Here is a 25,157-nt window from a genome sequence, read left to right on the forward strand (position 1 = left end):
AGAAATGTTGAAGCACCTGCTGCGTGTACAGGAGAGAGCATCCAAGCTTTCATTTGAACAGGCGCGAGTGTTTTGCCTGTTATGTGCCGAGCGACAAAAATTTGCTTATGACAAATCGACGACAGTGGTGCGTCCTGAAGATTCTGATCGCGCGCGTAAATACTTGGATGCTCTTTGGCTGCAAAACGTGCCGCTTGAGCCAGTTCCTCTTATCGAGGCAACATTTGATGCGGAGGATGCGGCAGCCAACTTTATTTATGCATTGAACGCTATCACTGAAATAAATTTGATTAACTATCCTTTGTCTTGCAAGGTGGTTGCTGAATTCTCTATGAATATCTTGGATTCGCTTGCTTATTCGGTGTTGCGAATTCCGGTTGGAAGTGTCAGTGATGAGGCGGTTGATTCGAGTTTATTTGTTTCAACCGAGATTGCTCGTCAAAGCCAGGACTTGGATGAATTGGCGCGTACGGTATTGCCTATAGATTTTGAGGCATTTAAGGCAAAATCGCAGATCGATATCACTCTGGGTGCGTGGTTCTCAGAAGACTAATTAAGTTTATGTGCGTCTGTCGCGAGTCAAGGAATGCGCCCGCGCGAGAGCGGTTGCCATTAGAGGGAGTACATGAAGAAATCGACAAAGCGGGCTTGTTATTTCGTAGGGGCGCTAGGTTCTGCCACGATCGCAATGACCGGTTGCACATACTCGCAGATCAACCCCGAAGCTGCAGCGGCGGACTTGCGTGCCAACACCGGCTACAACGAATTGAAGGAGATCGAGCCAGGCACCGCCAAACTGGTCATGCGCACCTTCGGCGCTGCAGGCACGACGTCCAATGCCCAGTTCGCCGTCAGCATCGCCGAGGCGCCGTGCAAAGACTTCCAACATCTGGGCGCCGCTGCCTACACGGGCAGCGGCATCGTTTATCCATGGATCGCACGTGCCACGCGTGTTGGCACGCGTGCCAGCCCCTACCTTGCGCATGACGCGACACCAGGGCAGCCCATCCAAGTCCGAGGTATAGGCAACTGGAGTACAGGCGGAGCGAACGTGGCCTTCCGCGCCGGCAGTTGCGGTCCGGTGACGTGAGCTTCACTCCTGCGGAGAACCGTGCCTATGCGGTCGAGTTCGTTTGGGGAGAAAGGATGTCTTGCCGTCTCTCGGTCATGGATGCGACCAATCCCGATGCACCCCAACCCGTTGAGGTTCGGGACGTTGCAGGCTGTCCTGTACCTTCGCGCTGAACACCGTCGAGATGAAGAGCTATGTACTGGCGGTGTCGGCCGTCGCAATGCCGTTTCTTGCGGCTGCCCAGCAATCCCCATCAACGCCGCAGCCCTTCGTTGAACTGCAACGTCAACAAGAGCGAGAGCGTGCCCTTCGTGAGCAGAACGAGCGCACTGTTGACCAGCGTCCACAGGCTGCGCCGCCGGTTCCGGCCCAGCGCATTCCTGATTCCGAGTCGCCATGCTTTCGTATCGATCTAGTGCTGTTGGCGGGCGAGCAGTCCGAGTCCTTCCAATGGGCTGTCGCCGATCTGTCCGGCCCCGAGGGCAATGATTCCCCTGTCGGTCGCTGCCTCGGCACGGATGGCGTTAACGTGGTCCTTGCGCGTGCGCAGCAAGCCGTCATCGCCCGCGGTTACGTCACCACCCGAGTTCTCGCTGCACCGCAGGATCTGTCGACCGGTACGCTGACGCTCTCACTGGTCCCCGGCCGCATCGCCGCAATTCGGACAACGCCCGATTCTTCGTCCACGCTGCTCGGCAGTTCTGCTTTGCTGGCCACGGCCATTCCTGCTCGTCCAGGCGACCTCCTGAACCTGCGCGACATCGAGCAGGGCCTGGAGAACCTCAAGCGTACCCCCACAGCCGAAGCCGACATCCAGATCGAGCCTTCCACAGCCGCAGACGCCAAGCCCGGCGACAGCGACCTCGTCGTCAAGTACGTCCAATCCAAGAAGTGGCGCGTAACCCTGAGCCTGGACGACAGCGGCACCGAAGCCACCGGCCGCTACCAGGCCGGCGCCACGCTGTCCCTGGACAACCCCTTCGGCCTGAACGACCTGTTCTACGTCAGCGCCAACCACAACATCAACAACCACGTCTTCGGCGATCCAGCCAAGGGCACCGAAGGCCAGACCGTTCATTACTCGCTGCCGTATGGCTACTGGCTGCTGGGCCTCACGGCCTCCAACAGCCAGTACCACCAGAGCGTCGCCGGCCTGAACCAAGACTACGTCTACGCCGGCAAGACCAACAACGCCGAGGTCAAGCTCTCGCGTCTCGTCTACCGCGACCAGAGCCGCAAGACAAGCATTGCGATCAAGGGCTGGCGCCGCGAGTCGCGCAACTTCGTGGACGATACCGAGGTCGAGGTGCAGCACCGCGTGGTCGGCGGCTGGGAGCTCAGCCTCAATCACAAGGAGTACATCGGCGAGGCGACGCTCGAAGGCACGCTGGCCTACAAGCGCGGCACCGGCGGCTTCGGATCGCGCGCTGCACCGGAAGAGGAGTTCGGCGAGGGCACTTCGCGCCTGAAGCTCTACACCGCCGACATCAGCCTCAACGCTCCGTTCAAAGTCGGCGAGCAGAAGATGCGCTACTCCGGCCTGATCCGCGCCCAGTGGAATCGCACGCCGCTGACGCCGCAAGACCGCTTCGCCATCGGCGGGCGCTACACGGTGCGTGGTTTCGATGGAGAGACGAGCTTGATGGGCGAGCGCGGCTGGCTCATCCGCAACGACATCGGATGGGCCGTGGGTCAAAGCGGGGCAGAGCTGTACGTCGGTGCCGACTATGGCCACGTCGGCGGCCGCTCGACGGTCGATCTGCTCGGCCGCAGCTTGGCTGGCGCAGTCGTCGGTGTGCGAGGCCAGTGGAGCAAACTGAGCTACGACTTCTTCGTCGGCGCGCCGATCAGCAAGCCGGAGGGCTATCGGACCGCGAAGGTCACGCTGGGCTTCAATCTCAACGCGAGCTTTTGACGCGGCAGGGGATGGTGGGGCTTGCCAACTATCGCAAGAACGACTCGACCTTCACCGGAATCCCCGGCGCCTGCCAGCGATAGGAATCCGCCAGCACATCCGCTCAGGCTGCTGCCCATTCCACCAAATGTTGAGCAGATCCATCAAGGTCCACCCCGTCCAGTCCGCGCGAAACGGCTGCAGCGCCGCATCCTGCGGCAGCGGCTGCCGGTTGCGCCACACGACGGCCGGAATGCGGTAGCCCGAAGCAGTCGATGGACTGTGTCCCGCACGGTCGCTCACATGCCCCACCTCCTGCCCGTGGTCCGACAGATACATCCACGCGCGGTATTCGCCCTGCTTGCCCGGGGCGCGCGTCTGCTGCAGCAGCTCCGACACCACGAAGTCGTGATACAGCAGCGCTGCGTCGTACTCCTGCCGAAAGCGCCGCACCCAGGCCGAGCGCCCATCCTTGACCAAACCGTTCTCCACCGCGTCGACGTTGTCGTCAAAAGGATTGGCGTTCTCGGGAAAGCGCAGGCTGTAGTGCGGGTGCGCGCCCATCAGGTGGACGACGATGAGTTTGCGGTCTGTGCTTGTGTCGGCCAGTGCTTCCTGCACGCAATCGAGTATCTCGCCGTCGAGCGATGCGCTGGCACGGCCCGGCGTGCGGTTGACCATGTCGACGACGTCTGCGAGGCGTGCGTGCTGCTGTTCGATGGCGAGGTCGTCGTGGTTGCTGATCCACCAGACCTTGTAGCCGGCGGCGCGAGCGAGTGCCAGCACGTGGGGCGGGTTCTCGGCTTCGGGCAGGCCGAAGTGGAACATGTTACGCAGCGCGGGCAGGGTGCTGGCGTCCACCGACCATGCGTTCTTCAGCACCGCCATCTGGTCGCCGGTCTGCGCCTTGTGCGCGAGCAGGCGCGGCGTGGTCGGGCGGCCGTAGCCGTAGAGGGCCATGTTGTCGCGGTTGATGCTGTCGGTGATGACCAGCACCACGGTGGAAGGTCCGGACTGCGTCATGACAGGCGCGATGGCCTTGGCCTGTGCCATCAGGCGGTCGCGCTGCTTCTGCTGGTCGGCCCAGGCGGAGCGCAGCGCGTGGAGGGAGTCGATCCACTGCGTCCAGAAGATCGCGGGATGCAGCCTGCGCCAGGGCTTGCTGGCGTAGGCCACGCACGAGAGCAAAAGTAGCAGCGCGATCAGCGCCACCATCCATCGCGAAGGCCGGGCTGAGACAGTCGTGCTCGCGACGGCGCCGCGCCGCGCGAACATGCCCACGAGCACACCCGCCACGACCAGCACCGCGCCCCACACGGCGGCTGAGCGCCAGTGCATCCACAGGTATTCGGTGCCTTCGCGTGCATTGGTGTTGGCCGCGGCGCCCAGCACCATCGCGCCGTCTGGCGCGGCCTGGTAGGTGTCGAGCAGATAGGCGCGCACTGCGCCGTCGAGCGCGAAGCCCATCGCCCAGAGCCATACCAGCAGCGTGCGAACGCGCCGTATGCGTGCACTGCGCAGCGGCCACGCGAGCCACAGCACCATCGGCAATGCGAGCACAGCGAGCTGCGCGATGCGGCGGCCGTCATGGCCGAGTGCGATGAGGGCCAGCAATGTCGCACCGACCACGCCGCAGGCGAGCAGCGCGTTGCGCGACGGAGAAGCTTGTTGGGGCAGGGTGGTCAAGCAGGCGGCGCGGCGAGGCGAGTCGGGAAGGGCGGGCGCATTCTGCCCCTGGGATTGCGCGGCAGCCTCCAGTGCCCCGATGCCGGCGAGGCCCTTTGGCCGGAAGGTGCACTCAGGGATATCCCCGCGGAACTTATCGGGCCTCTGGTGCCCAGACGGGCTTTTCACTGTTCTGCATACAGAAAGGAACCTCCGCTCCATGCTCAGATTCAGCCGGCTCCCCGCGCTCCTGCTTGCTTTCGCTCTTTCGTGGGTGGCACTGCCTTCCGCGACCGCCGCGCAGACCCAGATGGTCAGTGCCGCCGTCAAGACGCTGAACATGCGCACCGGCCCTGGCCAGCGCTACGAGTCGCACTGGACGGTGACCAGGGGCTATCCGTTCCGCGTGATCGGCAGGAAGGGCGACTGGCTCAGGGTGAGTGACTTCGAGGGTGACAAGGCCTGGGTCTTCCGCCCGATGACCAACAAGACGCCGCACCATGTGGTGAAGGCCCAATCGGCCAACCTGCGCCGCGCGCCCGGAGTGCGCAGCCCGGTGGTGAAGAGGGCGGGCTATGGCGACGTGCTGCGCACCATCGAGCGGCGCGGCGACTGGCTCAAGGTGCGGCACGAAGGCGGCGCCACCGGCTGGGTGCAGCGGCGCCTCGTCTGGGGCTGGTAGGCCGCAGGCAGCGGATCAGGTCGCCGTGGCCTGCCGCACGGCGCGCTCCCAGCGCGCCATCGATTCCTCGGCCTGGGCGCGGCCCATGGTCGGCATGAAGCGCCGCTCGATCTTCCACAGCTTCGACAGCTGCCGCGCGTCGGTGTAGACGCCGGTCGAAAGCCCCGCGAGGTAGGCGGCGCCCAGCGCAGTGGTCTCGATGACTTCGGGCCGCACCACCGGAATGCCCAGCAGGTCGGCCTGGAACTGCATCAGCAGGTCGTTCACGCTGGCGCCGCCATCCACGCGCAGCTCGGCAACGGGCTTGCCGCCGGCGGCCACCGCGTCGCGGCTCATGGCCTGCAGCAGCGCTGCGCTCTGGTAGGCGATGCTTTCCAGCGCGGCGCGCGCGATGTGCGCCAGGGTGGTTCCGCGCGTGAGGCCGGTGATCGTGCCGCGCGCGTCGGCGTCCCAGTAGGGGGCGCCGAGGCCGGTGAAGGCCGGCACCATCATCACGCCGCCCGCGTCGGGCACGCTCTCGGCGAGCGACTGCACCTCGGCGCTGCCCTTGATGGCCTTGAGGCCGTCGCGCAGCCACTGCACAACGGCGCCGCCGACGAACACGCTGCCTTCCATGGCGTACTGCGGCTTCGCATCGGTCTGCGCGGCGCTGGTCACGAGCAGCCCGTTGTGCGAAGGCTGGAACTCGCCGCCGGTGTGCATCAGCAGGAAGCAGCCGGTGCCATAGGTGTTCTTGGCCATGCCGGCCTCGAAGCAGGCCTGGCCGAAGAGGGCGCTCTGCTGGTCGCCGGCCACGCCGCCGATGGGCAGCGTGTGGCCCAGCAGCGCGGCGTCGGTGTCCGCGAAGTGCGAGCTGGAGGGCTGCACCTTGGGCATCAGCGAGGCGGGAATGTCGAGCTCCTTCAGCAGGTCGGCGTCCCATTCGTTGCGGTGCACATTGAAGAGCATGGTGCGCGAGGCGTTGCTCACGTCGGTCACGTGCACCTTGCCACCGGTGAGCTGCCACATGAGCCAGCTGTCGACGGTGCCGAAGGCGAGCTCGCCGCGCGCGGCCTGCTCGCGCGCGCCGGGCACGTTGTCGAGCAGCCAGCGCAGCTTGGTACCGGAGAAATACGCGTCGATCACCAGGCCTGTCTTCTCGCGGATGGTGTCGGTCATGCCTTCGTCGCGCAGCTGCGCGCACAGCGGTTCGGCGCGCCGGTCCTGCCAGACGATGGCGTGGTGCACCGGTTGGCCCGTGGCGCGGTTCCACAGCACGGTGGTCTCGCGCTGGTTGGTGATGCCGATGGCGTGGATGTCGGTGGGCTTGAGCTTGGCCTTGACGAGAACTTCGCGCGCGGTGGCGAGCTGGCTGCGCCAGATTTCCATCGGGTCGTGCTCGACCCAGCCCGGCTGCGGGTAGATCTGCGTCAGCTCCTTTTGCGCGATGGCGACGATGTGGCCCTCGCGGTCGAAAACGATGCTGCGCGAGCTGGAAGTGCCCTGGTCCAGGGCGAGCAGGTAGGTGGTCATTCGGTCGGTATTCCTTCTTTTCAGTTCTCGCGCGCGATCTCCAGGCGCACCTGGGCGGCGTTCAGCAGGTCGCTGAAGGGCGCGGGCGGCTCGGCGTCGGTGAAGAGGCGGTCGATCTGCGAGAGCGTGCCCAGCTGGATCATCGCGGGGCGGTTGAACTTGCTCGCGTCGGCGGCCAGCCATACCTCGCGCGCCTGCGCGATGATGGTCTGTGCCACCTTCACCTCTCGCAGGTCGAAGTCGCGCAGCGAGCCGTCGGCCTCGATGCTCGACACGCCGATGAGCGCGATGTCGACCTTGAACTGGCGGATGAAATCGATGGTGGCCTCGCCCACGATGGCGCGGTCGCGCGGGCGCACCGAGCCGCCCGCCACGATCACCTCGCACGAGGCGTTGCCGCTGAGGATGGTGGCCACGTTCAGGTTGTTGGTGATCACGCGCAGGCCCGTGTGGCGCAGCAGCGCCTTGGCGATGGCCTCGGTGGTGGTGCCGATGTTCAGGATCAGCGAGCAGTCGTTGGGCACCAGCTGCGCCACGCGGCGGGCGATGCGCGCCTTGCCTTCGGCGTGCAGCGTTTCGCGCTGCTGGTAGCCGATGTTCTCCGTGGTCGAACTGGGCACGCGCACGCCGCCGTGGAACCGGGTGAGAAGCCCCTCGTCGGCCAGCCGCTGCACGTCGCGCCGCACGGTCTGCAGGGTCACGCCGAGCATGTCGGCCAGTTGCTCGACGGTAACGGAACCGCGCGCGCGCACGGTGTCCAGGAGGTTGATCTGACGGGGATTGGAGTTCACGGAGGCGTCGTGGAATGCGGGAAGACTGAGGCCAAGAGTACCCGGCGCGTCACTTTAAAGCGAACAAAAACGAATCCAACTAAGGGAAAACTCGGAGGAAAATCGCGCCAAAAGGAATCCAAATGAAAAAACTCGAAAATACAATGGCCGCCGTCAGTGACGAAAGTCACGCTTCAACGGACCCATCTTCTGTGAGCGCTATTCCTTCCGCTTCGCCCGCGCCGGCCACCGACTGCGACGTGCTGATCGTCGGCGGCGGCATCAACGGCTGCGGCATCGCGCGCGACCTCGCGGGCCGCGGCTGGCGCGTGGTGCTGTGCGAAAAGGACGATCTCGCCTCGCACACCTCGTCTTCCTCCACCAAGCTGATCCACGGCGGCCTGCGCTACCTCGAGTACTACGAGTTCTCCCTCGTGCGCAAGGCGCTGCAGGAGCGCGAGGTGCTGCTCAAGAGCGCGCCGCACATCATGTGGCCGCTGCGCTTCGTGATGCCGCACGACCCGTCGATGCGACCGGCGTGGATGATCCGCATCGGCCTGTTCATGTACGACCACCTCGCCCGCCGCGAGGTGCTGCCGGGTTCGCGCAGCGTCGACCTCCGCGCGCACGCGGCCGGCAAACCGCTGAAGGCGCAGTACAAGCGCGGCTTCATCTATTCCGACGGCTGGGTCGACGATGCGCGCCTCGTGGTGCTCAACGCCCTCGACGCCAAGGCGCGTGGCGCCGAGATACTGACCCGCACCCGCTGCGTGAATGCCCAGCGCGACGCCGGCGGCTGGACCGCCACCCTGCTGGGCACCGACGGAGCCAAGCGCACGCTGCGTGCCCGGGCGGTGGTCAACGCCGCGGGGCCGTGGGCCGAATCCTTCCTGCGCGGCGTGGCCCAGTCGGCCAAGGGCGAGGCGCTCGCCACCAAGAGCCTGCGCCTCGTGAAGGGCAGCCACATCGTGGTGCCGCGCCTCTTCGAGCACGACCACGCCTACATCTTCCAGAACCCCGACAAGCGGATCATCTTCGCCATTCCCTACCAGGACGAGTTCACGCTGATCGGCACCACCGACATCGAGCTCACCGGCGACGACCCCGGCGCCGCGCGCATCGCGCAGGAGGAGGTCGAATACCTCTGCACCCAGGCCAGCCGCTACTTCGAGAAGCCCATCGCGCCTTCGGACGTGGTGTGGACCTACTCGGGCGTGCGCCCGCTGCTGGACGACGACTCGGGCGACCCATCGGCCGTCACGCGCGACTACATGCTGGAGTCGAACACCACGGCCGCGCCGCTGCTGTCGGTGTGGGGCGGCAAGATCACCACCTTCCGCAAGCTGGCCGAGGACGCCGCCGACGAGGTCGGCCGGATGCTGGGCCAGTCCGCCCAGCAGCGCCCGGCCTGGACCGACGGCGCCTTCCTCGCGGGCGGCGACCTGTCGTCCTGGATCGGCGCCGCCAGGCGGCCCGATGACGACTTCGAGCGCTTCGTCGAAGCCGTGCAGGCCCGTCATCCGTGGCTCGGCAGCCACCTGGTCCGCCGCCTCGCGCGTGCCTACGGCGCGCGCATCGCCGATCTGCTGGGCGATGCCAAGGCCATGGCCGACCTGGGCTGCGAAGTCGCACCCGGCCTGCACGAGCGCGAGCTGCGCTTCCTGCAGGACAACGAATGGGCCGTGAGTGCCGAAGACGTGCTCTGGCGCCGCTCCAAGCTGGGGCTGCACTACACGCCCGAGCAGCGCGAACAGGTCGCGCGCTGGCTGCGGCAACAGCCGCAACAAGCCCGCGCCGGCAGCAACTAGGCCGGACACAAGGGAAGAGAAGAGGAAGAGCGCCAATGCAATTGACACTAGAGCGCGTCACCAAGAAGGTGGGAGCGCAGACATGGCTCTACGAGCAGAGCATCGCGCCCAAGAGCGGCGCGGTCACCGTGCTCCTGGGCGCCACGCAGGCCGGCAAGACCAGCCTGATGAGGCTGATGGCGGGGCTGGACACGCCCACCACCGGCAAGGTGCTGGTCGACGGCAAGGACGTGACCGGCATGCCGGTGCGCGAGCGCAACGTCGCGATGGTCTACCAGCAGTTCATCAACTACCCGTCGCTCAAGGTGGCGGACAACATCGCCTCGCCGCTCAAGCTGCGCGGCGAATCGAACATCGACGCGCGGGTGAAGGCGCTGGCCGACAAGCTGCACATCGGCATGTTCCTCGACCGCTATCCACAGGAACTCTCGGGCGGCCAGCAGCAGCGCGTGGCGCTGGCGCGCGCGCTCGCCAAGAACGCGCCGCTGATGCTGCTCGACGAGCCGCTGGTCAACCTCGACTACAAGCTGCGCGAAGGCCTGCGCGAGGAGCTCACGCAGCTCTTCGCCACCGGCGACTCGACCGTGATCTACGCGACCACCGAACCCGGCGAAGCCCTGCTTCTGGGCGGCTACACCGCCGTGATGGATGCCGGCGAGCTGCTGCAGTACGGCCCCACGGCCGAGGTGTTCCATGCGCCGCAGTCGCTGCGCGTGGCGCGCGCCTTCAGCGACCCGCCGATGAACCTGCTGTCCGCCACGGCCGCGGCCGGCCGCGTGCAGCTGGCCGGCGGCCCTGCACTGGCGCTGCCCTTGCCTGAAAGCGTTTCGGGCTCCGTCACCGTGGGCCTGCGTGCGAGCGCACTGAACGTCGACGCGGGGGAGGGCGACATCGCCCTGCCGGGAAAGGTGGAGCTGGCCGAGATCTCGGGCTCCGACACCTTCGTGCACGTGGAAACCGCGGTCGGCGAACTGGTGGCGCAGCTCACCGGCGTGCACCGCTTCGAGCTGGGTGCCTCGCTCACGCTGTATTTCAGCGCGTCACAGGCCTATGTGTTCGATGCCGGCGAAAAGCTGGCACTGGCGCCGAGGAAATAGGATGACCCCCAGTCTTCGCGCACTTCGTGTCGCTTCGCCAACCCCCTTCCAGGGGGCAACACCAGCGGCCCGGCAAAGCCGGTTCCGCGGTGTTCCGCGACAAGGTCTCGACTGTTTCATGCATTGCGGATCACGCGGAAGCGTGGAGGAGAGCTGACATGGCACGCATCGACCTCGACCTGGCTCACGCCTACCGCCCCAACCCCACGCAGGACAGCGACTACGCGCTGCTCCCGCTGAAGATGAGCTTCCGCGACGGTGGCGCCTACGCCTTGCTCGGCCCCTCGGGCTGCGGCAAGACGACCATGCTCAACATCATCTCGGGCCTGCTGGTGCCTTCGCAGGGCACCGTGACCTTCGACGGCCGCGACGTGACGCGCGCCACGCCGCAGGAGCGCAACATCGCGCAGGTGTTCCAGTTCCCGGTGATCTACGACACCATGACCGTGGCCGAGAACCTCGCGTTCCCCTTGCGCAACCGCAAGATGCCGGCCGACCAGATCAAGAAGCGCGTCGGCGAGATCGCCGAGATGCTCGACATGAGCGGCCAGCTCAACCAGCGCGCCGCCGGCCTTGCGGCCGACGCCAAACAGAAGATCTCGCTCGGCCGCGGCCTGGTGCGCAGCGACGTGTCGGCGGTGCTCTTCGACGAGCCGCTCACCGTGATCGATCCGCACCTGAAGTGGCAGCTTCGCCGCAAGCTCAAGCAGATCCACCGCGAGCTGAAGCTCACGCTGATCTACGTGACGCACGACCAGGTCGAGGCGCTCACCTTCGCGGAGGAGGTGGTGGTCATGACCCGCGGCAAGGCCGTGCAGGTGGGCAGCGCCGACGCGCTCTTCGAGCGGCCGGCCCACACCTTCGTCGGGCATTTCATCGGCTCGCCGGGCATGAACTTCCTGTCGGCGCAAAGCGGCAACGGCACCATCGAAGTGGCCGGAACGCCGCTGGTGCCCACACGCGAACTGCCGCAGGGGCCGCTGAAGATCGGCATCCGCCCCGAGTACCTGCGCCTGTCGAACGCGGGCGCTGCCGGCGCCGTGGCGGCGGTTGTGAAGCAGGTGCAGGACGTGGGCACGCACGTGATGCTGACGGTGGAGGCCGGAGGCAGCCTGCTGAAGGTGCGCCTGCATTCGGACGACCGCTCGCCGACGGTGGGGGACACGGTGTGGGTGAGGGTGCTCGATACCCACACCTGCTATTACAAGGATGAGGAGCTGGTCGCATGAGCGCAGTGCCGGGCCGCCCCAAACAAGCTCGCACCGGAGTGCGAAGCACGGAGGTATTGCTGTGAACGCCACCAACAAGCCGATCAACCAGAAGGCCTGGTGGCTGGTGCTGCCGGTGCTGGTCTGCGTGGCCTTCTCGGCCATCGTGCCGCTCATGACGGTGGTCAACTACTCGGTGCAGGACATCATCTCGCCTGAGCGCCGCGTGTTCGTGGGCACCGAATGGTTCGCCGCGGTGATGCGCGACGACGAGCTGCACCAGGCGCTGTGGCGCCAGCTGGGCTTCTCGCTGTCGGTGCTGCTGGTGGAGATTCCGCTGGGCATCGGCCTGGCGCTGTCGATGCCGGCCAAGGGCTGGAAGTCGTCCGCCGTGCTGGTGGTGGTGGCGCTGTCGCTGCTGATCCCGTGGAACGTGGTGGGCACCATCTGGCAGATCTACGGCCGCGCCGACATCGGCCTGCTGGGCCACGCGCTGCAGAAGCTGGGCATCGACTACAACTACACCGGCAGCGCCGCCGACGCGTGGCTCACCGTGCTGGTGATGGACGTGTGGCACTGGACGCCGCTGGTGGCGCTGCTTTGCTATGCGGGCCTGCGCTCCATTCCCGACGCCTACTACCAGGCCGCGCGCATCGACGGCGCCAGCAAGTTCGCTGTGTTCCGCTACATCCAGCTGCCCAAGATGCGCGGCGTGCTCATGATCGCGGTGCTGCTGCGCTTCATGGACAGCTTCATGATCTACACCGAGCCCTTCGTGCTGACGGGCGGCGGGCCGGGCAACGCCACCACCTTCCTGAGCCAGTACCTCACGCAGAAGGCCGTGGGCCAGTTCGACCTGGGGCCGGCGGCGGCGTTCTCGCTGATCTATTTCCTGATCATCCTGCTGTTCTGCTTCGTGCTCTACAACTGGATGCAGCGGGTCGGCACGCAGGAAGCGGAGGTGGAGAAATGAACGAGAAGAGATTTCACAAGCGCAGCATCTTCCTGGTGCTGTACATCCTGTTCGCGCTGTTGCCCATCTACTGGATGATCAACATGAGCTTCAAGACGAACGAGGAGATTCTTTCGAGCTTCTCGTTCTTCCCGCAGCAGCTCACCTGGTCGAACTACGCGCGCATCTTCACCGACGAGTCGTGGTATTCGGGCTACATCAACAGCCTGATCTACGTGGCGATCAACACGGTGATCTCGCTCACCGTGGCGCTGCCGGCGGCCTATGCCTTCTCGCGCTATTCGTTCCTGGGCGACAAGCACGTGTTCTTCTGGCTGCTGACCAACCGCATGACGCCGCCCGCGGTGTTCCTGCTGCCGTTCTTCCAGCTCTACAGCACGGTCGGGCTGATGGACACGCACCTGGGCGTGGCGCTCGCGCACCTGCTGTTCAACGTGCCGCTGGCGGTGTGGATTCTCGAAGGCTTCATGAGCGGCATTCCGCGCGAGATCGACGAGACGGCGTACATCGACGGCTACTCGTTCCCGCGCTTCTTCCTCACGATCTTCCTGCCGCTCATCAAGGCTGGCGTGGGCGTGGCGGCGTTCTTCTGCTTCATGTTCAGCTGGGTCGAGCTGCTGCTGGCGCGCACGCTCACCAGCGTGAACGCCAAACCCATCGTGGCGACCATGACGCGCACCGTGAGCGCGTCGGGCATGGACTGGGCGACGCTGGCCGCGGCCGGCGTGCTCACCATCGTGCCGGGCGCCATCGTGATCTGGTTCGTGCGTCACTACATCGCGAAGGGTTTCGCGATGGGTCGTGTTTGAGGAGGCACGGAAATGTTCGATTGGATGGTCTGGACCACTCCGGTGGCCGTGTTCTTCGTCTGCATCGCGATCATGCTGGTCGGCATGACGATCTGGAATTGAAGTCGCCCACCACGCTGCGGCGCGGCTGGCTGCCTATGGCCACCACGCGCGGCGACAGGCTCTTCATCGGGCTGCTGTCGGCGGCCTACGTCAACCTGGTCTTCGTCGGCCTGGCGGGCAAGTTCCAGGAGTGGTTCAGCCTCGAGGCCGAGCCCTCGGTGTGGATCAGCTTCGTGCTGTCGATGGGCCTGCTCGCGCTGGTCATGCGCAAGGGCTGAGCGGGCACCGCATTTTTTCCTTCTTCCAAAAGCGTTCCGGCTCTCCGCCTCCCCGGAGCCGTGATCGGACACAACACCGGGGAAGCAACAACCGAGGAGACAGTTCCATGAAGATGCGCTACACGGCATTGGCACTTGCGGCGGCGATGTTCGCCGCGCATGGTGCGGCAACGGCCGGCGAGGCCGAAGCCAAGAAGTGGATCGACAGCGAGTTCCAGCCATCGACCTTGTCCAAGGACAAGCAGATGGAGGAAATGAAGTGGTTCATCGAGGCAGCCAAGAAGCTGCAGGCCAAGGGCGTGAAGGAGATCTCCGTCGTCTCCGAGACCCTGACCACCCACGAGTACGAATCGAAGACGCTGGCCAAGGCCTTCGAGGAAATCACCGGCATCAAGGTCAAGCACGACCTGATCCAGGAAGGCGACGTCGTCGAGAAGCTGCAGACCTCGATGCAGTCGGGCAAGTCGATCTACGACGGCTGGGTGTCCGACTCCGACCTGATCGGCACGCACTATCGCTACGGCAAGATCATGTCGCTGACCGAGTACATGGGCGGCGCTGGCAAGGAGTTCACCAACCCCGGCCTCGACCTGAAGGACTTCATCGGCACCAGCTTCACCACCGCGCCCGACGGCCAGCTCTACCAGCTGCCCGACCAGCAGTTCGCCAACCTGTACTGGTTCCGCGCCGACCTGTTCGCGCGCAAGGACCTGCAGGACAAGTTCAAGGCCAAGTACGGCTACGACCTGGGCGTGCCGCTGAACTGGAGCGCCTACGAGGACATCGCCGAGTTCTTCAGCACCGACGTGAAGACCATCGACGGCAAGCCGATCTACGGCCACATGGACTACGGCAAGAAGGACCCGTCGCTGGGCTGGCGCTTCACCGACGCGTGGCTGTCGATGGCCGGCGCGGCCGACAAGGGCATCCCCAACGGCATGCCGATCGACGAGTGGGGCATCCGCGTGGCCGCCGACAAGTGCACGCCCACCGGTGCCTCGGTGGCCCGTGGCGGCGCGACCAACTCGCCGGCCGCCGTGTACGCGCTGACCAAGTACATCGACTGGATGAAGAAGTACGCGCCCAAGGAAGCCATGGGCATGACCTTCGGCGAAGCCGGCCCGGTGCCCGCGCAGGGCCAGATCGCCCAGCAGATCTTCTGGTACACGGCCTTCACCGCCGACATGACCAAGAAGGGCCTGCCCGTGGTGAACGACGACGGCTCGCCCAAGTGGCGCATGGCCCCGGGCCCGAACGGCCCGTACTGGAAGCAGGGCATGCAGAACGGCTACCAGGACGTGGGCTCGTGGACCTTCTTCAAGGGCCACGACGCCAACAAGACGGCCGCCGCATGGCTCTACGCGCAGTTCATCACCGCCAAGACCACCTCGCTGAAGAAGTCGATCACCGGCCTGACCTTCATCCGCGACAGCGACATCCGCTCTGACTACTTCACCCAGAACGCCAACAAGTACGGCGGCCTGATCGAGTTCTACCGCAGCCCCGCGCGCGTGGCCTGGACCCCGACCGGCACCAACGTGCCCGACTACCCCAAGCTGGCCCAGCTGTGGTGGAAGAACGTGGCCGAGGCCGTGACGGGCGAGAAGACCCCGCAGAAGGCCATGGACAACCTGGCCGACGAGATGGACAACGTGATGGCCCGCCTGGAACGCGCAGGCATGGCCAAGTGCGCGCCCAAGCTCAACCCGAAGGGCGACCCGGCCAAGTACCTGAGCGACGACCACGCCCCGTGGAAGAAGCTGACCAACGAGAAGCCGAAGGGCGAGACCATCGACTACAACAAGCTGCTGACCGCCTGGAAGGAAGGCAAGGTGCGCTGAGCGCCCGGCGACTTCCTCGTCCGGCAGCAACAGCCGGTAGCAACCCGGCAGACAGGGCCGTGCCGCGAGGCACGGCCTTTTTTTGCCCGGTTTTCCGCATCGCCGGCCCTTCCGGTGCAATTTGGCCGCCTCGACCGTCTGATTGCCGCGACGCCATGACCATTGGCAGATGCGTTTGCAGGACGGTTCGCTTACATTCGACGGCCCCCGAAATGCCCGAGCCAGTGAATTCCAGTCTTTCAAGCCCTTCCAGCGCGCCTTCGAGCGTCAAGCGCGTCCTGGTCCTGCGCTATTCGCAGTCCGGCCAGCTCGACGAGGTGGCCGACCGGATCGTCGCGCCGCTGAAGGCGGACCCGGCCATCCAGGTGCACGAGGAAGTGCTGCGGCCGCTGAAGCCGTATCCCTTTCCCTGGCCCTTCCTGACCTTCTTCGACGCCTTTCCCGAGTCGGCTCACATGAAGCCGCAGCCGCTGGCGCCGCTCTCGCTCACGGGCGACGAAGACTTCGACCTCGTCGTGCTGCCCTACCAGGTGTGGTTCCTGGCGCCTTCGCAGCCGGTGGCGGCCTTCCTCAAGCATCCTGTGGCGGCACGGCTGCTTAAGGGCAAGCCGGTGGTCACCGTCATTGCCTGCCGCAACATGTGGCTGCTGGCGCAGGAAAAGCTCAAGGGCATGCTCGACGACGTGGGCGCGCGGCTGATCGACAACGTGGTGCTCACCGACCCCGGCCCCACGCTCGCCACCTTCTTCACCACCCCCGCCTGGCTGATCTGGGGCCGCAAGCGCGGGTTCTGGGGCATGCCCGATGCGGGCCTCAGTACCGAGCAGATCGCGGGTACGGCCCGTTTCGGCCGGGCCCTGCGCGATGCGCTTCACAACGACCTGGAGCGCGGCACGCAGCCGCTGCTTTCCGGTCTCGGCGCGGTGCAGGCCAATGCCCGGCTGCTCATCAGCGAGAAGGCCGGCACCCGCAGCTTCTATCTCTGGGGCAAGCTCATCATGGCCGCCGGCGGGCCCGGCGCCTGGCAGCGCAAGCCGCTGCTGCTGTTGTACGTGCTGTTCCTGCTGGTACTGATCATTACGGTGGTGCCCGTGAGCCTGAGTCTGCAGGCGCTCCTGCGGCCTCTGTTCAGGGGGTGGCTGACTAGAATGACGGCCAAATTCGAGTGCCCGTCGGGCTCAGCCACGGACCGCACCCCTCTCTATGACGACTGATGTCTTCCTGACCCGTACTGCCGCTTTCCTGCCCTTTGCCCCGGTCAGCAATGAAGACATCGAAGACGTCCTCGGTCGCATCGGCGGCAAGGCGTCCCGCGCGCGGCGGCTGATCCTTCGCAGCAACGGCATCCAGTCGCGCCACTACGCCATCGACCGCGCCACCGGCGAGCTGGCGATGACCAACGCCCAGCTCACCGCCCGCGCGATCCGCGCGCTCGGCGACGTGGGGCGCGTCGACTGCCTCGTCACCGGCACCTCGCTGCCCGACCAGCTCATGCCCAACCACGCGGTGATGGTGCACGGCGAGCTCGGCTGGCCGCGGCTCGAAGTGGTGGCCTGCGCGGGCATCTGCCTGGCCGGCGCCGCCGCGCTGAAGCACGCGTGGCTCTCGGTGCGCGCGGGCGATGCGCGGCGCGCGGTGGCCACCGGCTCCGAGCTGGCCTCGGCCGTGATGCGCGGCTCGCGCTTCGAGGCCGAGTTCGAGCACAAGATCGAGGCGCTGGAGGCGCGGCCCGAACTGGCCTTCGAGAAGGACTTCCTGCGCTGGATGCTCTCCGACGGCGCCGGCGCCGTGCTGCTGGAGAACGCGCCGCGCGGGCCGCTGTCGCTGCGCATCGACTGGATCGACCTTTCCTCGGCCGCGCACGAACTGCCGGCCTGCATGTACGCAGGCGCCGAGAAGAACGCCGAAGGCGGCCTCGACGGCTGGGCGCGCAAGTCGCCCGAAGAGTGGCGCAGCGAATCCACCTTTGCAGTGAAGCAGGACGTGCGCCTGCTCAACGAGAACATCGTGCGGGCCACGCTGGCCGAGCCGCTGGCCGAAGTCATCGAGCGGCGCGGACTGAAGCCGGCGGACGTCGACTGGTTCCTGCCGCACCTCTCGTCGCAGTATTTCGTGGAGCCGGTGAGCCGGGCCCTCGAAGAGCTGGGCTTCCCGATCCCGCGCGAGCGCTGGTTCAGCAACCTCGCGACCAAGGGCAACACGGGCTCGGCCTCGCCTTACATCATGCTCGACGAGCTGTTCCGCTCGGGCCGCATCAAGCCCGGCCAGAAGCTGCTGATGTTCGTGCCCGAGAGCGGCCGTTTCTCCAGCGGCTTCATCCACATGGAGGCGGTGGCATGAGGTACTCCCCCAGGCTTGCCCACTTCGTGTGGCCGCCCACCCCCTCGCCGGGGGCAACACCAGCGGCCCGGCAAAGCCGGTTCCGCGGTGTTCCTGGACCAATACCACTGTTGACGGACGCGGGAGAGTGAGATGGATCTGGATGCAGTACCGCAGGAGGGCAACGCGACCCTCGACGGCCACTCGAAGCTGATGTACGCGCGCGATGCGCAGGGCCGCGTGGTCACCACCACCTCGCGCGGCTGGGAGGCGGAGGAGATCGTCACCAGCCACGCGGTCGACGTGCTGGTCGAGCAGGCCCGCGTCGCGAAGGAGCGCGTGAAGGCCGGCCTAGCGTCGCCGCTCGAATATTGGATGTACGAGCGCCGCATGGACGTGGCACTGCTCTCTCAGACCAGCGGCTTCTGGCAGTGGCGCGTGCGCCGCCACCTGCAGCCGCGGCACTTCGCCGCGCTCTCGCCGGCACAGCTCGCACGTTATGGCGAGGCGCTGGGCCTGCCCGTTTCCACCTTGCGGGAGCTACCGTGATGGACTTCAAGCACCAACAGGCGGCGCATTGCGAAAGCGGCGTCATCTCCAGCCTCATGCGCCACCACGGCGCGCCGATGAGCGAGAGCATGGCGCTGGGGCTTTCGTCCGCGCTCTCGTTCGCGTACCTGCCCTTCATCAAGCTGTCGGGCCTGCCGCTCATCTCGTACCGCATGCCGCCCAAGGCGATCATCAAGGGCCTGCTGGCGCCGATGGCCGCGCGCTTCCGCTTCGAGACCTTCGGCAGCGCCGAGGCCGGCCAGCGCCGGCTCGACGCGCTGCTGGCCGACGGCAAGCTGGTGGGCCTGCAGACCTCGGTGTACTGGCTGCCGTACTTTCCGCCGAACATGCGCTTCCACTTCAACGCGCACAACCTGCTGGTGTACGGCAAGGACGGCGACGACTACCTCATCAGCGACCCGGTGTTCGAGGAGCCCGTGCGCTGCCCTAGCGGCGACCTCGCGCGCGCCCGCTTCGCCAAGGGCGTGCTGGCGCCCAAGGGCCTCATGTACTACCCGCAGGCCATCGAGCGCAAGGCGGTGGACGCAGCCTCGGTGGTCAAGGCCATCCGCAAGACGGTGCGCACCATGCTCGCGCCCATTCCCATCGTCGGCGTGCGCGGCATGCGCACGCTGGCCGCGCGCATGCAGAAGCTGTCGCCGGCCGATCCGCGAAGCGTCGACTTCATCGGCCACGTGGTGCGCATGCAGGAAGAGATCGGCACCGGCGGGGCGGGCTTCCGCTTCATCTACGCGGGCTTCCTGCAGGAGGCCGCGCAGCTGCTCGACAAGCCGCAGCTGCAGCAGATGTCGGAGCGGCTCATCGCCATCGGCGACGGCTGGCGCGCCTTCGCGCTGAAGGCGGCGCGCATGGTGAAGGGGCGCGAGGCTGTCGATCCTGTCGCGCTGGCCGCTAAGCTGCGCGAGCAGGCCGAGCAGGAGGAAAGCTTCTTCCGCGACCTGAAGGCCGCCGTCGCCTGATGCTGGAGCTGCGCGAGCTCGCCTACCGCTACCCGCACGCCGACGCGCCCGCGTTGGCCGGGGTGTCGCTGGCGGTGCCGCGCGCAGCGTGCTGGGCCTTTTGGGGCCGAACGGCGCTGGCAAGACCACGCTGATCTCGCACCTGTCGGGCGCGCTGGCGGTGCAGTCGGGCGAGATCCGCATCGACGGCCAGCCGCTGAAGGAAGTGCGGGCGAAGGCGCCCACGCGCATCGCGGTCGCGCCGCAGGAGCACGCCTTCTATCCGATGCTGACCGTGGCCGAGAACCTTGCCGTGTTCGCCGCGGCCGGCGGCCTTTCGGCGGCGCGCAAGAGGCAGCGCATCGAGGCCTGCACGCAGTTCGCGCAACTGGAGCAGTTCGCCTCCGTGCGTGCCGAGCGGCTCTCGGGCGGCCTCAAGCGCCGGCTCAACCTGGCCATTGCGCTGCTGCCCGAGCCCGAGCTGATGCTGTTCGACGAGCCGACGGTGGGTGTCGATCCGCAGTCGCGCGCCTTCATCCTCGACGCCATCAAGAGCCTTGCGCAGCAGGGTGCGGCGGTGATCTACGCTTCGCACTACATGGAGGAGATCGAGGCGATCGCCGACCGCGTGGCGATCCTCGACCGCGGCCACGTGCTGCGCGAAGGTTCGTTGGAAGAACTGCTGTCGAAGAGCGCGATGCTGCTCACGCTGGCCGCCGACGGGCTCGATGCCGGCATGCTCTCGCGCTTCGGCACGGTGGAGCAGGGGGGCGTGCACTGGCGCATCCACCTGCACCCCGGCAGCGGCCCGGCGCCGGTGCTGGCCGCGCTGGAGGCCGAAGGCGTCGCGGTGCGCCACGCCGAGTTCGGCCGCCATGATCTGGAACAGCTCTTCATGGCGCTCACCCACCGCTCGCTGCGCGACTGAACAGGCCCCAGCCATGCTGCTCGCGCTCATCAAGAAAGAATTGATCGCCCTCACGCGCGACATGCACGGCCTGGCCGCGCTGTTCCTGATGCCGATGGTCTTCATCGTGCTGATGTCGCTCACGCTGAAGGACATCTACCGCCCGCCGCTGGCCGAGCTGAGCTATGCGATCGACATGCACGACACCGCGACGCCCGCGCAGTGGCTCAAGCAGCTCTGGCAGCGCGGCCATGGCGCGCCACAGCCGCTGGGCGCCGACTGGCAGGAGCGGCTGCGCAACGGCTCGCTGAAGTACGTGATCGTGATGGAGCCCGGCCTTTCCGAAGAGCTGGAGTCGGCCGCGCTCTCGACCGAGGCGCGCATCCGGCTGCTGACCGAGCCGGGCATCGACGCCAACCTGTTCAACGCATTGCGCGCCGAGCTCATCGGCGCATCGGGCGAGCTCAAGGCGCGCCTCGCGCTGGCTGTGCCGGGCACGGCCGGCCCGGCGCCGGATGCATCCATCCAGGCGATGGTGCATGCCGAGCGTTTCTCCACCGCCGGGCCGCGGCCGACCTCGGTGCAGCAGAACGTGCCGGCCTGGCTGGTGTTCGGCATGTTCTTCGTGGTGGCATCGCTGTCCAGCCTGTTCGTGCAGGAGCGCAGCTCGGGCGCGCTCGGCCGTCTGCAGAGCCTGGGCGTTTCGCGCGGCATGCTGCTGGCGTCGAAGGCGCTGCCATACCTGGGCGTGAACGCGCTGCAGGCGGTGCTGATGCTGGCGGCCGGCATCTGGTTCATGCCGCTGATCGGCGGCGATGCGCTCTCTCTCGCGGGCATCCACTGGGGCGCCTTGCTGCTGTCGCTGGCGGCGGTGAGCCTGGCGGCCGTGAGCCTCTCGCTCGCGCTGGCCTGCCTGGTGCGCAGTCATGCGCAGGCCGCGACCATCGGGCCGATGGTCAACGTGCTGATGGCGGCGGCGGGCGGCATCATGGTGCCCAAGTTCGTCATGCCGGGCTTCATGCAGCGGCTGGTCGAGATCTCTCCGATGAACTGGGGGCTGGAGGCCTTGCTCACCGTGCTGCTGCGCGGCGGCGGCGTGGCCGATGCCCTGCCGCAGATCGGCCGGCTGGTCGCGTTCGCGGCGCTGATGTTCGTCGTGGCCGTTTTTCTGTTCCGCAGGCGCGCATCGTGAGCATCACCGTCACCCCCGAATTCATCGCCAGCCTCAAGGCCATGGTGCTCGAAGCCGTCGAGAAGGGCGAGCCGCCCGGCGGCCTGGGCGACGACGAGCCGCTCTTCGGCCCCGAGGCCCGGCTCGACCTCGATTCGCTCGACGCCCTGCAGGTGTCGATGACGATCCAGCAGCGCTTCGGCGTGCGCATGCCCGACAGCAAGGAAACGCGCCGGGCCCTGAGTTCCATCGCCCACCTCGCGGCGCACCTCGCGCAAGCGGGCAAGGCATGAGCCGTGTCCATCTGGCCGGCATGGGGCTGGCCTGTGCGCTGGGCGACGACATGCGTTCGGCGCTTGCGTCGCTCAAGCGCGGCGGAGTGCCGACGAGGCCAGTGACCGTGGCCGACGGCATTCGCTGGCCGGTCCATGCGCTGGCTCCGAGGCCGGGCGACTGGACGCAGCGCCTGCGCGACACGGTGCGCGAGGTGGTGGCGCAGACCGGCGACTGGGGCGATCGCACCGCGCCGCTCTTCGTGGCGTCTTCCTCGCTCGACATCGGCTTCATGGAACACGAGAAGCAGGACCTGCGCCTCGGCGGCGACCTGCAGGACTTCGCCGACGTCGTGGCCGAGTCGCTCGGCTGGCAGGGGCCGGTGTTCACCGTGTCCACCGCCTGCACCTCGGCGCTGAATGCGGTGCTGGCTGCCGCCGACCTGATCCGGGCCGGCGAAGCCGACGAGGCGCTGGTGATCGGTGCCGAGATGGGCAACCGCTTCACGGTGGCCGGCTTCGGCGCGATGCAGCTGCTGTCGCCCGCTGGCGCCCGGCCCTTCGGCGAAGGGCGCGACGGACTGGTGCTCGGCGAGGCGGTGGCGGCGCTGCGGCTGGGCTCGCGTCCGGCGCGCTGGCAGATTGCAGGAGGCGCCAACGTGGTCGACGGACGCAATCCCTCGGGCACCGAGGCCAGTGCCGTGCATGCGATGTGCCGCGGCGCGCTGGAGCAGGGCGGATTGCATCCCGGCGACATCGATCTCATCAAGGTGCAGGCCGCCGGCAGCCCTGTCAACGATGCCATCGAGGCCGAGGCGCTGAAGCAGGTGTTCGGACCGCTGCCGCCGCTGGTGTCGCTCAAGCCGGCGCTGGGGCATACGCTGGGCGCCTCGGGGGCGGCGGAACTGGCCTTGCTGGTCGGCTGCATCGAAGGAGGGGTGTGGCCGATCCTCGGCTATCCGATCGATACCTCGCTCGACATCGAACTCAGTACTCAGCTGCCGCAGAGGCTGCGCAACATCCTGCTGAATTTCGCCGGCTTCGGTGGCGGACATGCCTCGCTGGTGTTGAAGGACACGGCGCCATGACTGAGTGGCGCACCGTTGCTCACTTCGTGGCGCATCCGCCGCCCGCCGACTGGCGCGAGGATCTGGCACGCCGCATCGGCCGCAAGCCGCGTCGCGTCGGCCTGTGGACCGAGCTGGCGATTTATGGCGCGCGCTGCTGTCTCGACGCCGCTGGCGAGGCGGCGTTGCCGGCCGGCGCGCGCATCCGCGTCTCCAGCCAGCGCGGCGCGTGGGGTGCCACGCACGCGGGGCTGACGCAGCTCGATGCCGGGTTGCCGATGCCTTTCACCTTCATGCAGAGCCAGCCGGCGTTGATGCTGGCGGAGGTCGGCCGATGCCTCGATTGGCAGGGCGACGCCAGCTTTGCGCTGTGCCGCGAACCGGAGCGCGTGCTGCAGCTTGCGAAGCTGGGCGCCTCGCGCGACGGGCTGCTGTTCGGCATCGTGGAAGAGGAGCGCAACGGAGAACCGGCGCGCTCGGAGTGGTGGCGGCTGGTGCCGGCCTGAAGCCTCAGCCTGCGATGGAGCGCTGCAGATTGGCGCGTGCACGTGCTTCCAGCTGTTCGTGCATGCGCGGCGTGGCGTAGATGGCGTCGCGGTCCAGGAAGCGCTGAAGGATCGCGCGGCGACGCGGCAGCCGCACTTCATCGGGAACGAAGGCGTATTCGGCCTGCACCTGCCGCTCGTACTCGTCGAATCGCGCGCGCTCGGCGCCGAGGATCGACAGGTCGATGTCTATCAGCAGTTCGGCGTCGCGGCCCTGGGGCACGGCGTCGTGGCGCGTCGCCATCACGAGCGCATGGACGCGCTCGGCCGCATCCGCCGCGGCGCCGGCTTCGAGCAGGGCCTGCCGCGCCCAGTCCGCGCTGCGCGCCTCGTTGTCATGTGCATGCACGTCGTAGATCGCGTCGTGGAACCACAGCGCCAGCGCGACTTCGCCGGAGTGCTCGGCCAGCGCCTTCTCGCGCTCGAACCACGCGAGGCATTCGCCCAGGTGCTGCATGGTGTGGTAGTGGCGCTGCGGCTCGGCGTAGCGGCGCTGGAGTTCGTCGCACAGCGCGTCGTCGGGCGAGGCGACGCCCAACGCCTGCCACGCGCCGTTCCAGTTCGCCAGCAGCGCCTCGGGCGTCATCGGGCCGCCTGTTGCTGCTGCTCCATCGCCGCCTTGACTTCCTGTCCCAGGTCGAGCACGGACATGGCGTAGTAGCTGCTCCAGTTGTAGCGCGTGATCACGTAGAAATTGCGCGTGCCGGCCACGTAGGTCGGCGGCATGTCCAGGCCGTTCTGCAGCTCGACCAGCGCGAACAGGCCCTTGTGGTTGATGCCATCGCCCTCGGGCACCGCGCCCGCGGCCACGAAGCTGTCGGCGCTGAAGGTCGGCAGGATGTCTGGCGCCAGCAGCAGCGCCTTCTGCAGCCGTGCCTCTTCGAAGTGCACGGGGTAGATGGCGGGCACGCCCGGCTGCCAGCCGAAGGCCTTGAAGTAGTTGGCGACCGAGCCGATCACGTCGGCCGGGTTGTTGACGAGGTCGATGCGGCCGTCGCCGTCGAAGTCGACCGCGTACTTGGCGATGCTGCTGGGCATGAACTGCGGCATGCCCATGGCGCCGGCATAGCTGCCCACGGGCACCAGCGGGTCTTCGGCGGTGCGGCTCTCGGTGCTCAGGAAGCTTTCGAGCTCGCCGCGGAAGAAGGCGCGGCGGTCGGCCGCGCGCGGGTGGGCGTCGGGAAAGTCGAAGGAGAGCGTGGCCAGCGCGTCGATCACTCGGAAGTTGCCCATGTTGCGGCCGTAGATGGTCTCCACGCCGATGATGCCGACGACGATCTCCGGCGGCACGCCGTACACCTGCTCGGCGCGCGCCAGCGTGTCGGCATTGGCGCGCCAGAAGCGCACCCCGGCGGCGATGCGAACCGGGTCGATGAAGCGGCCGCGGTAGGTCTGCCAGTTCTTCACCGTGCCCACGGGGCCCGGCAGCATCAGCCGCGGCACGTTGGGCAGGAAGCGCGCGCTGCCGATGGTGGCGCGCACCCATTCGCGGTCGAGGCCGCGGCGCTGGGCGACTTCGTCGGCGAACTGCATCGCATCGTCGCGCGTGGCGTAGGGCGTGCTGCCGCGCACTGCGCTGGCGGCTCCGCTGCGGCCGTTGACGGACTTCTGGGCCAGGGCCCCGGTCGACCATGCGAGGCTGCAGGCGGCAAGAAGGGCTGCAGCCGCCGTGGCGGTGCGCGAAGGCTTGGTAAGAAGTAATCGCATGGACCGATTG

Annotated in this window: 24 protein-coding genes and 1 pseudogene; 20 read left to right on the forward strand and 5 right to left on the reverse strand. The window is 67.0% G+C overall.

Going from position 1 to position 25,157, the window contains the following annotated elements:
• Nucleotides 1-4: 4 nt before the first annotated feature.
• The 3 genes from ACAM57_RS11015 (at nucleotide 5) to ACAM57_RS11025 (ending at nucleotide 2,987) form a co-directional block, all read left to right on the forward strand.
• Entirely contained in the window at nucleotides 5-553 is a 549-nt protein-coding gene (locus ACAM57_RS11015; protein ID WP_369661660.1) for a hypothetical protein, read from the forward strand.
• Between the two features lie 72 nt (nucleotides 554-625).
• A complete protein-coding gene (locus tag ACAM57_RS11020) occupies nucleotides 626-1,090 on the forward strand; it encodes a hypothetical protein (RefSeq protein WP_369661661.1) in 465 nt (154 codons plus the stop codon).
• Nucleotides 1,091-1,292: 202 nt separating this feature from the next.
• The gene (locus tag ACAM57_RS11025; RefSeq protein WP_369662423.1) at nucleotides 1,293-2,987 is read left to right on the forward strand and encodes a ShlB/FhaC/HecB family hemolysin secretion/activation protein; all 1,695 of its coding nucleotides are present in this window, start codon (nucleotides 1,293-1,295) and stop codon (nucleotides 2,985-2,987) included.
• Between the two features lie 51 nt (nucleotides 2,988-3,038).
• Here the strand turns inward: ACAM57_RS11025 and ACAM57_RS11030 are convergent, their stop codons facing one another.
• The gene (locus tag ACAM57_RS11030; RefSeq protein ID WP_369661662.1) at nucleotides 3,039-4,652 is read right to left on the reverse strand and encodes a phosphoethanolamine transferase; all 1,614 of its coding nucleotides are present in this window, start codon (nucleotides 4,650-4,652) and stop codon (nucleotides 3,039-3,041) included.
• Nucleotides 4,653-4,851: 199 nt separating this feature from the next.
• Here ACAM57_RS11030 and ACAM57_RS11035 point away from each other — a divergent pair, with 199 nt between their 5' ends.
• Nucleotides 4,852-5,313 carry an SH3 domain-containing protein gene (locus ACAM57_RS11035; protein ID WP_184641263.1) on the forward strand — a complete coding sequence of 154 codons (462 nt, stop codon included), beginning with the start codon at nucleotides 4,852-4,854 and terminating at the stop codon, nucleotides 5,311-5,313.
• 15 nt (nucleotides 5,314-5,328) lie between these two features.
• On the opposite strand, the gene glpK is transcribed toward ACAM57_RS11035, so the two are convergent.
• Together glpK and ACAM57_RS11045 are read right to left on the reverse strand one after the other, a co-directional pair.
• Nucleotides 5,329-6,825, reverse strand: a complete 1,497-nt coding sequence (gene glpK / locus ACAM57_RS11040) for a glycerol kinase GlpK (RefSeq protein WP_369661663.1) — start codon at nucleotides 6,823-6,825, stop codon at nucleotides 5,329-5,331.
• A gap of 20 nt (nucleotides 6,826-6,845) precedes the next feature.
• Nucleotides 6,846-7,616, reverse strand: coding sequence for a DeoR/GlpR family DNA-binding transcription regulator (locus ACAM57_RS11045; protein WP_184641261.1), 771 nt, complete (start codon nucleotides 7,614-7,616; stop codon nucleotides 6,846-6,848).
• A gap of 122 nt (nucleotides 7,617-7,738) precedes the next feature.
• Here ACAM57_RS11045 and glpD point away from each other — a divergent pair, with 122 nt between their 5' ends.
• The 16 genes and pseudogenes from glpD (at nucleotide 7,739) to ACAM57_RS11125 (ending at nucleotide 23,401) form a co-directional block, all read left to right on the forward strand.
• Nucleotides 7,739-9,403: a glycerol-3-phosphate dehydrogenase gene (gene glpD, locus ACAM57_RS11050; protein ID WP_369661664.1), complete on the forward strand. Its 1,665-nt coding sequence runs from the start codon at nucleotides 7,739-7,741 to the stop codon at nucleotides 9,401-9,403.
• A 35-nt stretch (nucleotides 9,404-9,438) separates the two neighbouring features.
• Nucleotides 9,439-10,500, forward strand: a complete 1,062-nt coding sequence (locus ACAM57_RS11055; protein ID WP_369661665.1) for an ABC transporter ATP-binding protein — start codon at nucleotides 9,439-9,441, stop codon at nucleotides 10,498-10,500.
• A 158-nt stretch (nucleotides 10,501-10,658) separates the two neighbouring features.
• On the forward strand, nucleotides 10,659-11,729 hold the full coding sequence (locus ACAM57_RS11060) for an ABC transporter ATP-binding protein (protein ID WP_369661666.1): 1,071 nt from the start codon (nucleotides 10,659-10,661) through the stop codon (nucleotides 11,727-11,729).
• A gap of 61 nt (nucleotides 11,730-11,790) precedes the next feature.
• Nucleotides 11,791-12,681, forward strand: a complete 891-nt coding sequence (locus ACAM57_RS11065) for a carbohydrate ABC transporter permease (RefSeq protein WP_184641258.1) — start codon at nucleotides 11,791-11,793, stop codon at nucleotides 12,679-12,681.
• Nucleotides 12,678-13,490 (forward strand): carbohydrate ABC transporter permease, encoded by an 813-nt coding sequence (locus ACAM57_RS11070; protein ID WP_093203041.1) that lies wholly within the window; start codon nucleotides 12,678-12,680, stop codon nucleotides 13,488-13,490. The genes ACAM57_RS11065 and ACAM57_RS11070 overlap by 4 nt, the downstream gene beginning before the upstream one ends.
• 12 nt (nucleotides 13,491-13,502) lie before the next feature.
• Nucleotides 13,503-13,810 (forward strand): annotated as a pseudogene (locus ACAM57_RS11075) (DUF2160 domain-containing protein).
• A gap of 107 nt (nucleotides 13,811-13,917) precedes the next feature.
• Nucleotides 13,918-15,651, forward strand: coding sequence for an ABC transporter substrate-binding protein (locus ACAM57_RS11080; protein ID WP_369661667.1), 1,734 nt, complete (start codon nucleotides 13,918-13,920; stop codon nucleotides 15,649-15,651).
• 212 nt (nucleotides 15,652-15,863) lie between these two features.
• Nucleotides 15,864-16,865 (forward strand): dialkylrecorsinol condensing enzyme, encoded by a 1,002-nt coding sequence (locus ACAM57_RS11085; protein WP_369661668.1) that lies wholly within the window; start codon nucleotides 15,864-15,866, stop codon nucleotides 16,863-16,865.
• On the forward strand, nucleotides 16,855-17,991 hold the full coding sequence (locus ACAM57_RS11090) for a beta-ketoacyl-ACP synthase III (RefSeq protein ID WP_369661669.1): 1,137 nt from the start codon (nucleotides 16,855-16,857) through the stop codon (nucleotides 17,989-17,991). Before ACAM57_RS11085 ends, ACAM57_RS11090 begins: the two co-directional genes overlap by 11 nt.
• Before the next feature lie 132 nt (nucleotides 17,992-18,123).
• Entirely contained in the window at nucleotides 18,124-18,519 is a 396-nt protein-coding gene (locus ACAM57_RS11095) for a hypothetical protein (RefSeq protein WP_369661670.1), read from the forward strand.
• The gene (locus tag ACAM57_RS11100; protein ID WP_369661671.1) at nucleotides 18,519-19,499 is read left to right on the forward strand and encodes a BtrH N-terminal domain-containing protein; all 981 of its coding nucleotides are present in this window, start codon (nucleotides 18,519-18,521) and stop codon (nucleotides 19,497-19,499) included. The genes ACAM57_RS11095 and ACAM57_RS11100 overlap by 1 nt, the downstream gene beginning before the upstream one ends.
• 88 nt (nucleotides 19,500-19,587) lie before the next feature.
• Entirely contained in the window at nucleotides 19,588-20,406 is an 819-nt protein-coding gene (locus tag ACAM57_RS11105) for an ABC transporter ATP-binding protein (RefSeq protein ID WP_369661672.1), read from the forward strand.
• A 13-nt stretch (nucleotides 20,407-20,419) separates the two neighbouring features.
• On the forward strand, nucleotides 20,420-21,577 hold the full coding sequence (locus ACAM57_RS11110; RefSeq protein WP_369661673.1) for an ABC transporter permease: 1,158 nt from the start codon (nucleotides 20,420-20,422) through the stop codon (nucleotides 21,575-21,577).
• Nucleotides 21,574-21,849, forward strand: coding sequence for an acyl carrier protein (locus ACAM57_RS11115; RefSeq protein ID WP_369661674.1), 276 nt, complete (start codon nucleotides 21,574-21,576; stop codon nucleotides 21,847-21,849). The genes ACAM57_RS11110 and ACAM57_RS11115 overlap by 4 nt, the downstream gene beginning before the upstream one ends.
• Nucleotides 21,846-22,916 (forward strand): beta-ketoacyl synthase N-terminal-like domain-containing protein, encoded by a 1,071-nt coding sequence (locus ACAM57_RS11120; RefSeq protein ID WP_369661675.1) that lies wholly within the window; start codon nucleotides 21,846-21,848, stop codon nucleotides 22,914-22,916. Before ACAM57_RS11115 ends, ACAM57_RS11120 begins: the two co-directional genes overlap by 4 nt.
• Nucleotides 22,913-23,401 carry a hypothetical protein gene (locus tag ACAM57_RS11125; RefSeq protein WP_369661676.1) on the forward strand — a complete coding sequence of 163 codons (489 nt, stop codon included), beginning with the start codon at nucleotides 22,913-22,915 and terminating at the stop codon, nucleotides 23,399-23,401. Before ACAM57_RS11120 ends, ACAM57_RS11125 begins: the two co-directional genes overlap by 4 nt.
• A gap of 4 nt (nucleotides 23,402-23,405) precedes the next feature.
• Here ACAM57_RS11125 and ACAM57_RS11130 read toward each other — a convergent pair whose 3' ends face one another.
• Together ACAM57_RS11130 and mltB are read right to left on the reverse strand one after the other, a co-directional pair.
• The gene (locus ACAM57_RS11130; RefSeq protein WP_184641248.1) at nucleotides 23,406-24,026 is read right to left on the reverse strand and encodes an N-methyl-D-aspartate receptor NMDAR2C subunit; all 621 of its coding nucleotides are present in this window, start codon (nucleotides 24,024-24,026) and stop codon (nucleotides 23,406-23,408) included.
• Nucleotides 24,023-25,147 (reverse strand): lytic murein transglycosylase B, encoded by a 1,125-nt coding sequence (gene mltB, locus ACAM57_RS11135; protein WP_369661677.1) that lies wholly within the window; start codon nucleotides 25,145-25,147, stop codon nucleotides 24,023-24,025. The genes ACAM57_RS11130 and mltB overlap by 4 nt, the downstream gene beginning before the upstream one ends.
• Nucleotides 25,148-25,157 lie beyond the last annotated feature (10 nt).

Source organism: Variovorax sp. V15, from assembly GCF_041154425.1.
GTDB classification, from domain to species: Bacteria; Pseudomonadota; Gammaproteobacteria; order Burkholderiales; family Burkholderiaceae_C; genus Variovorax; species Variovorax guangxiensis.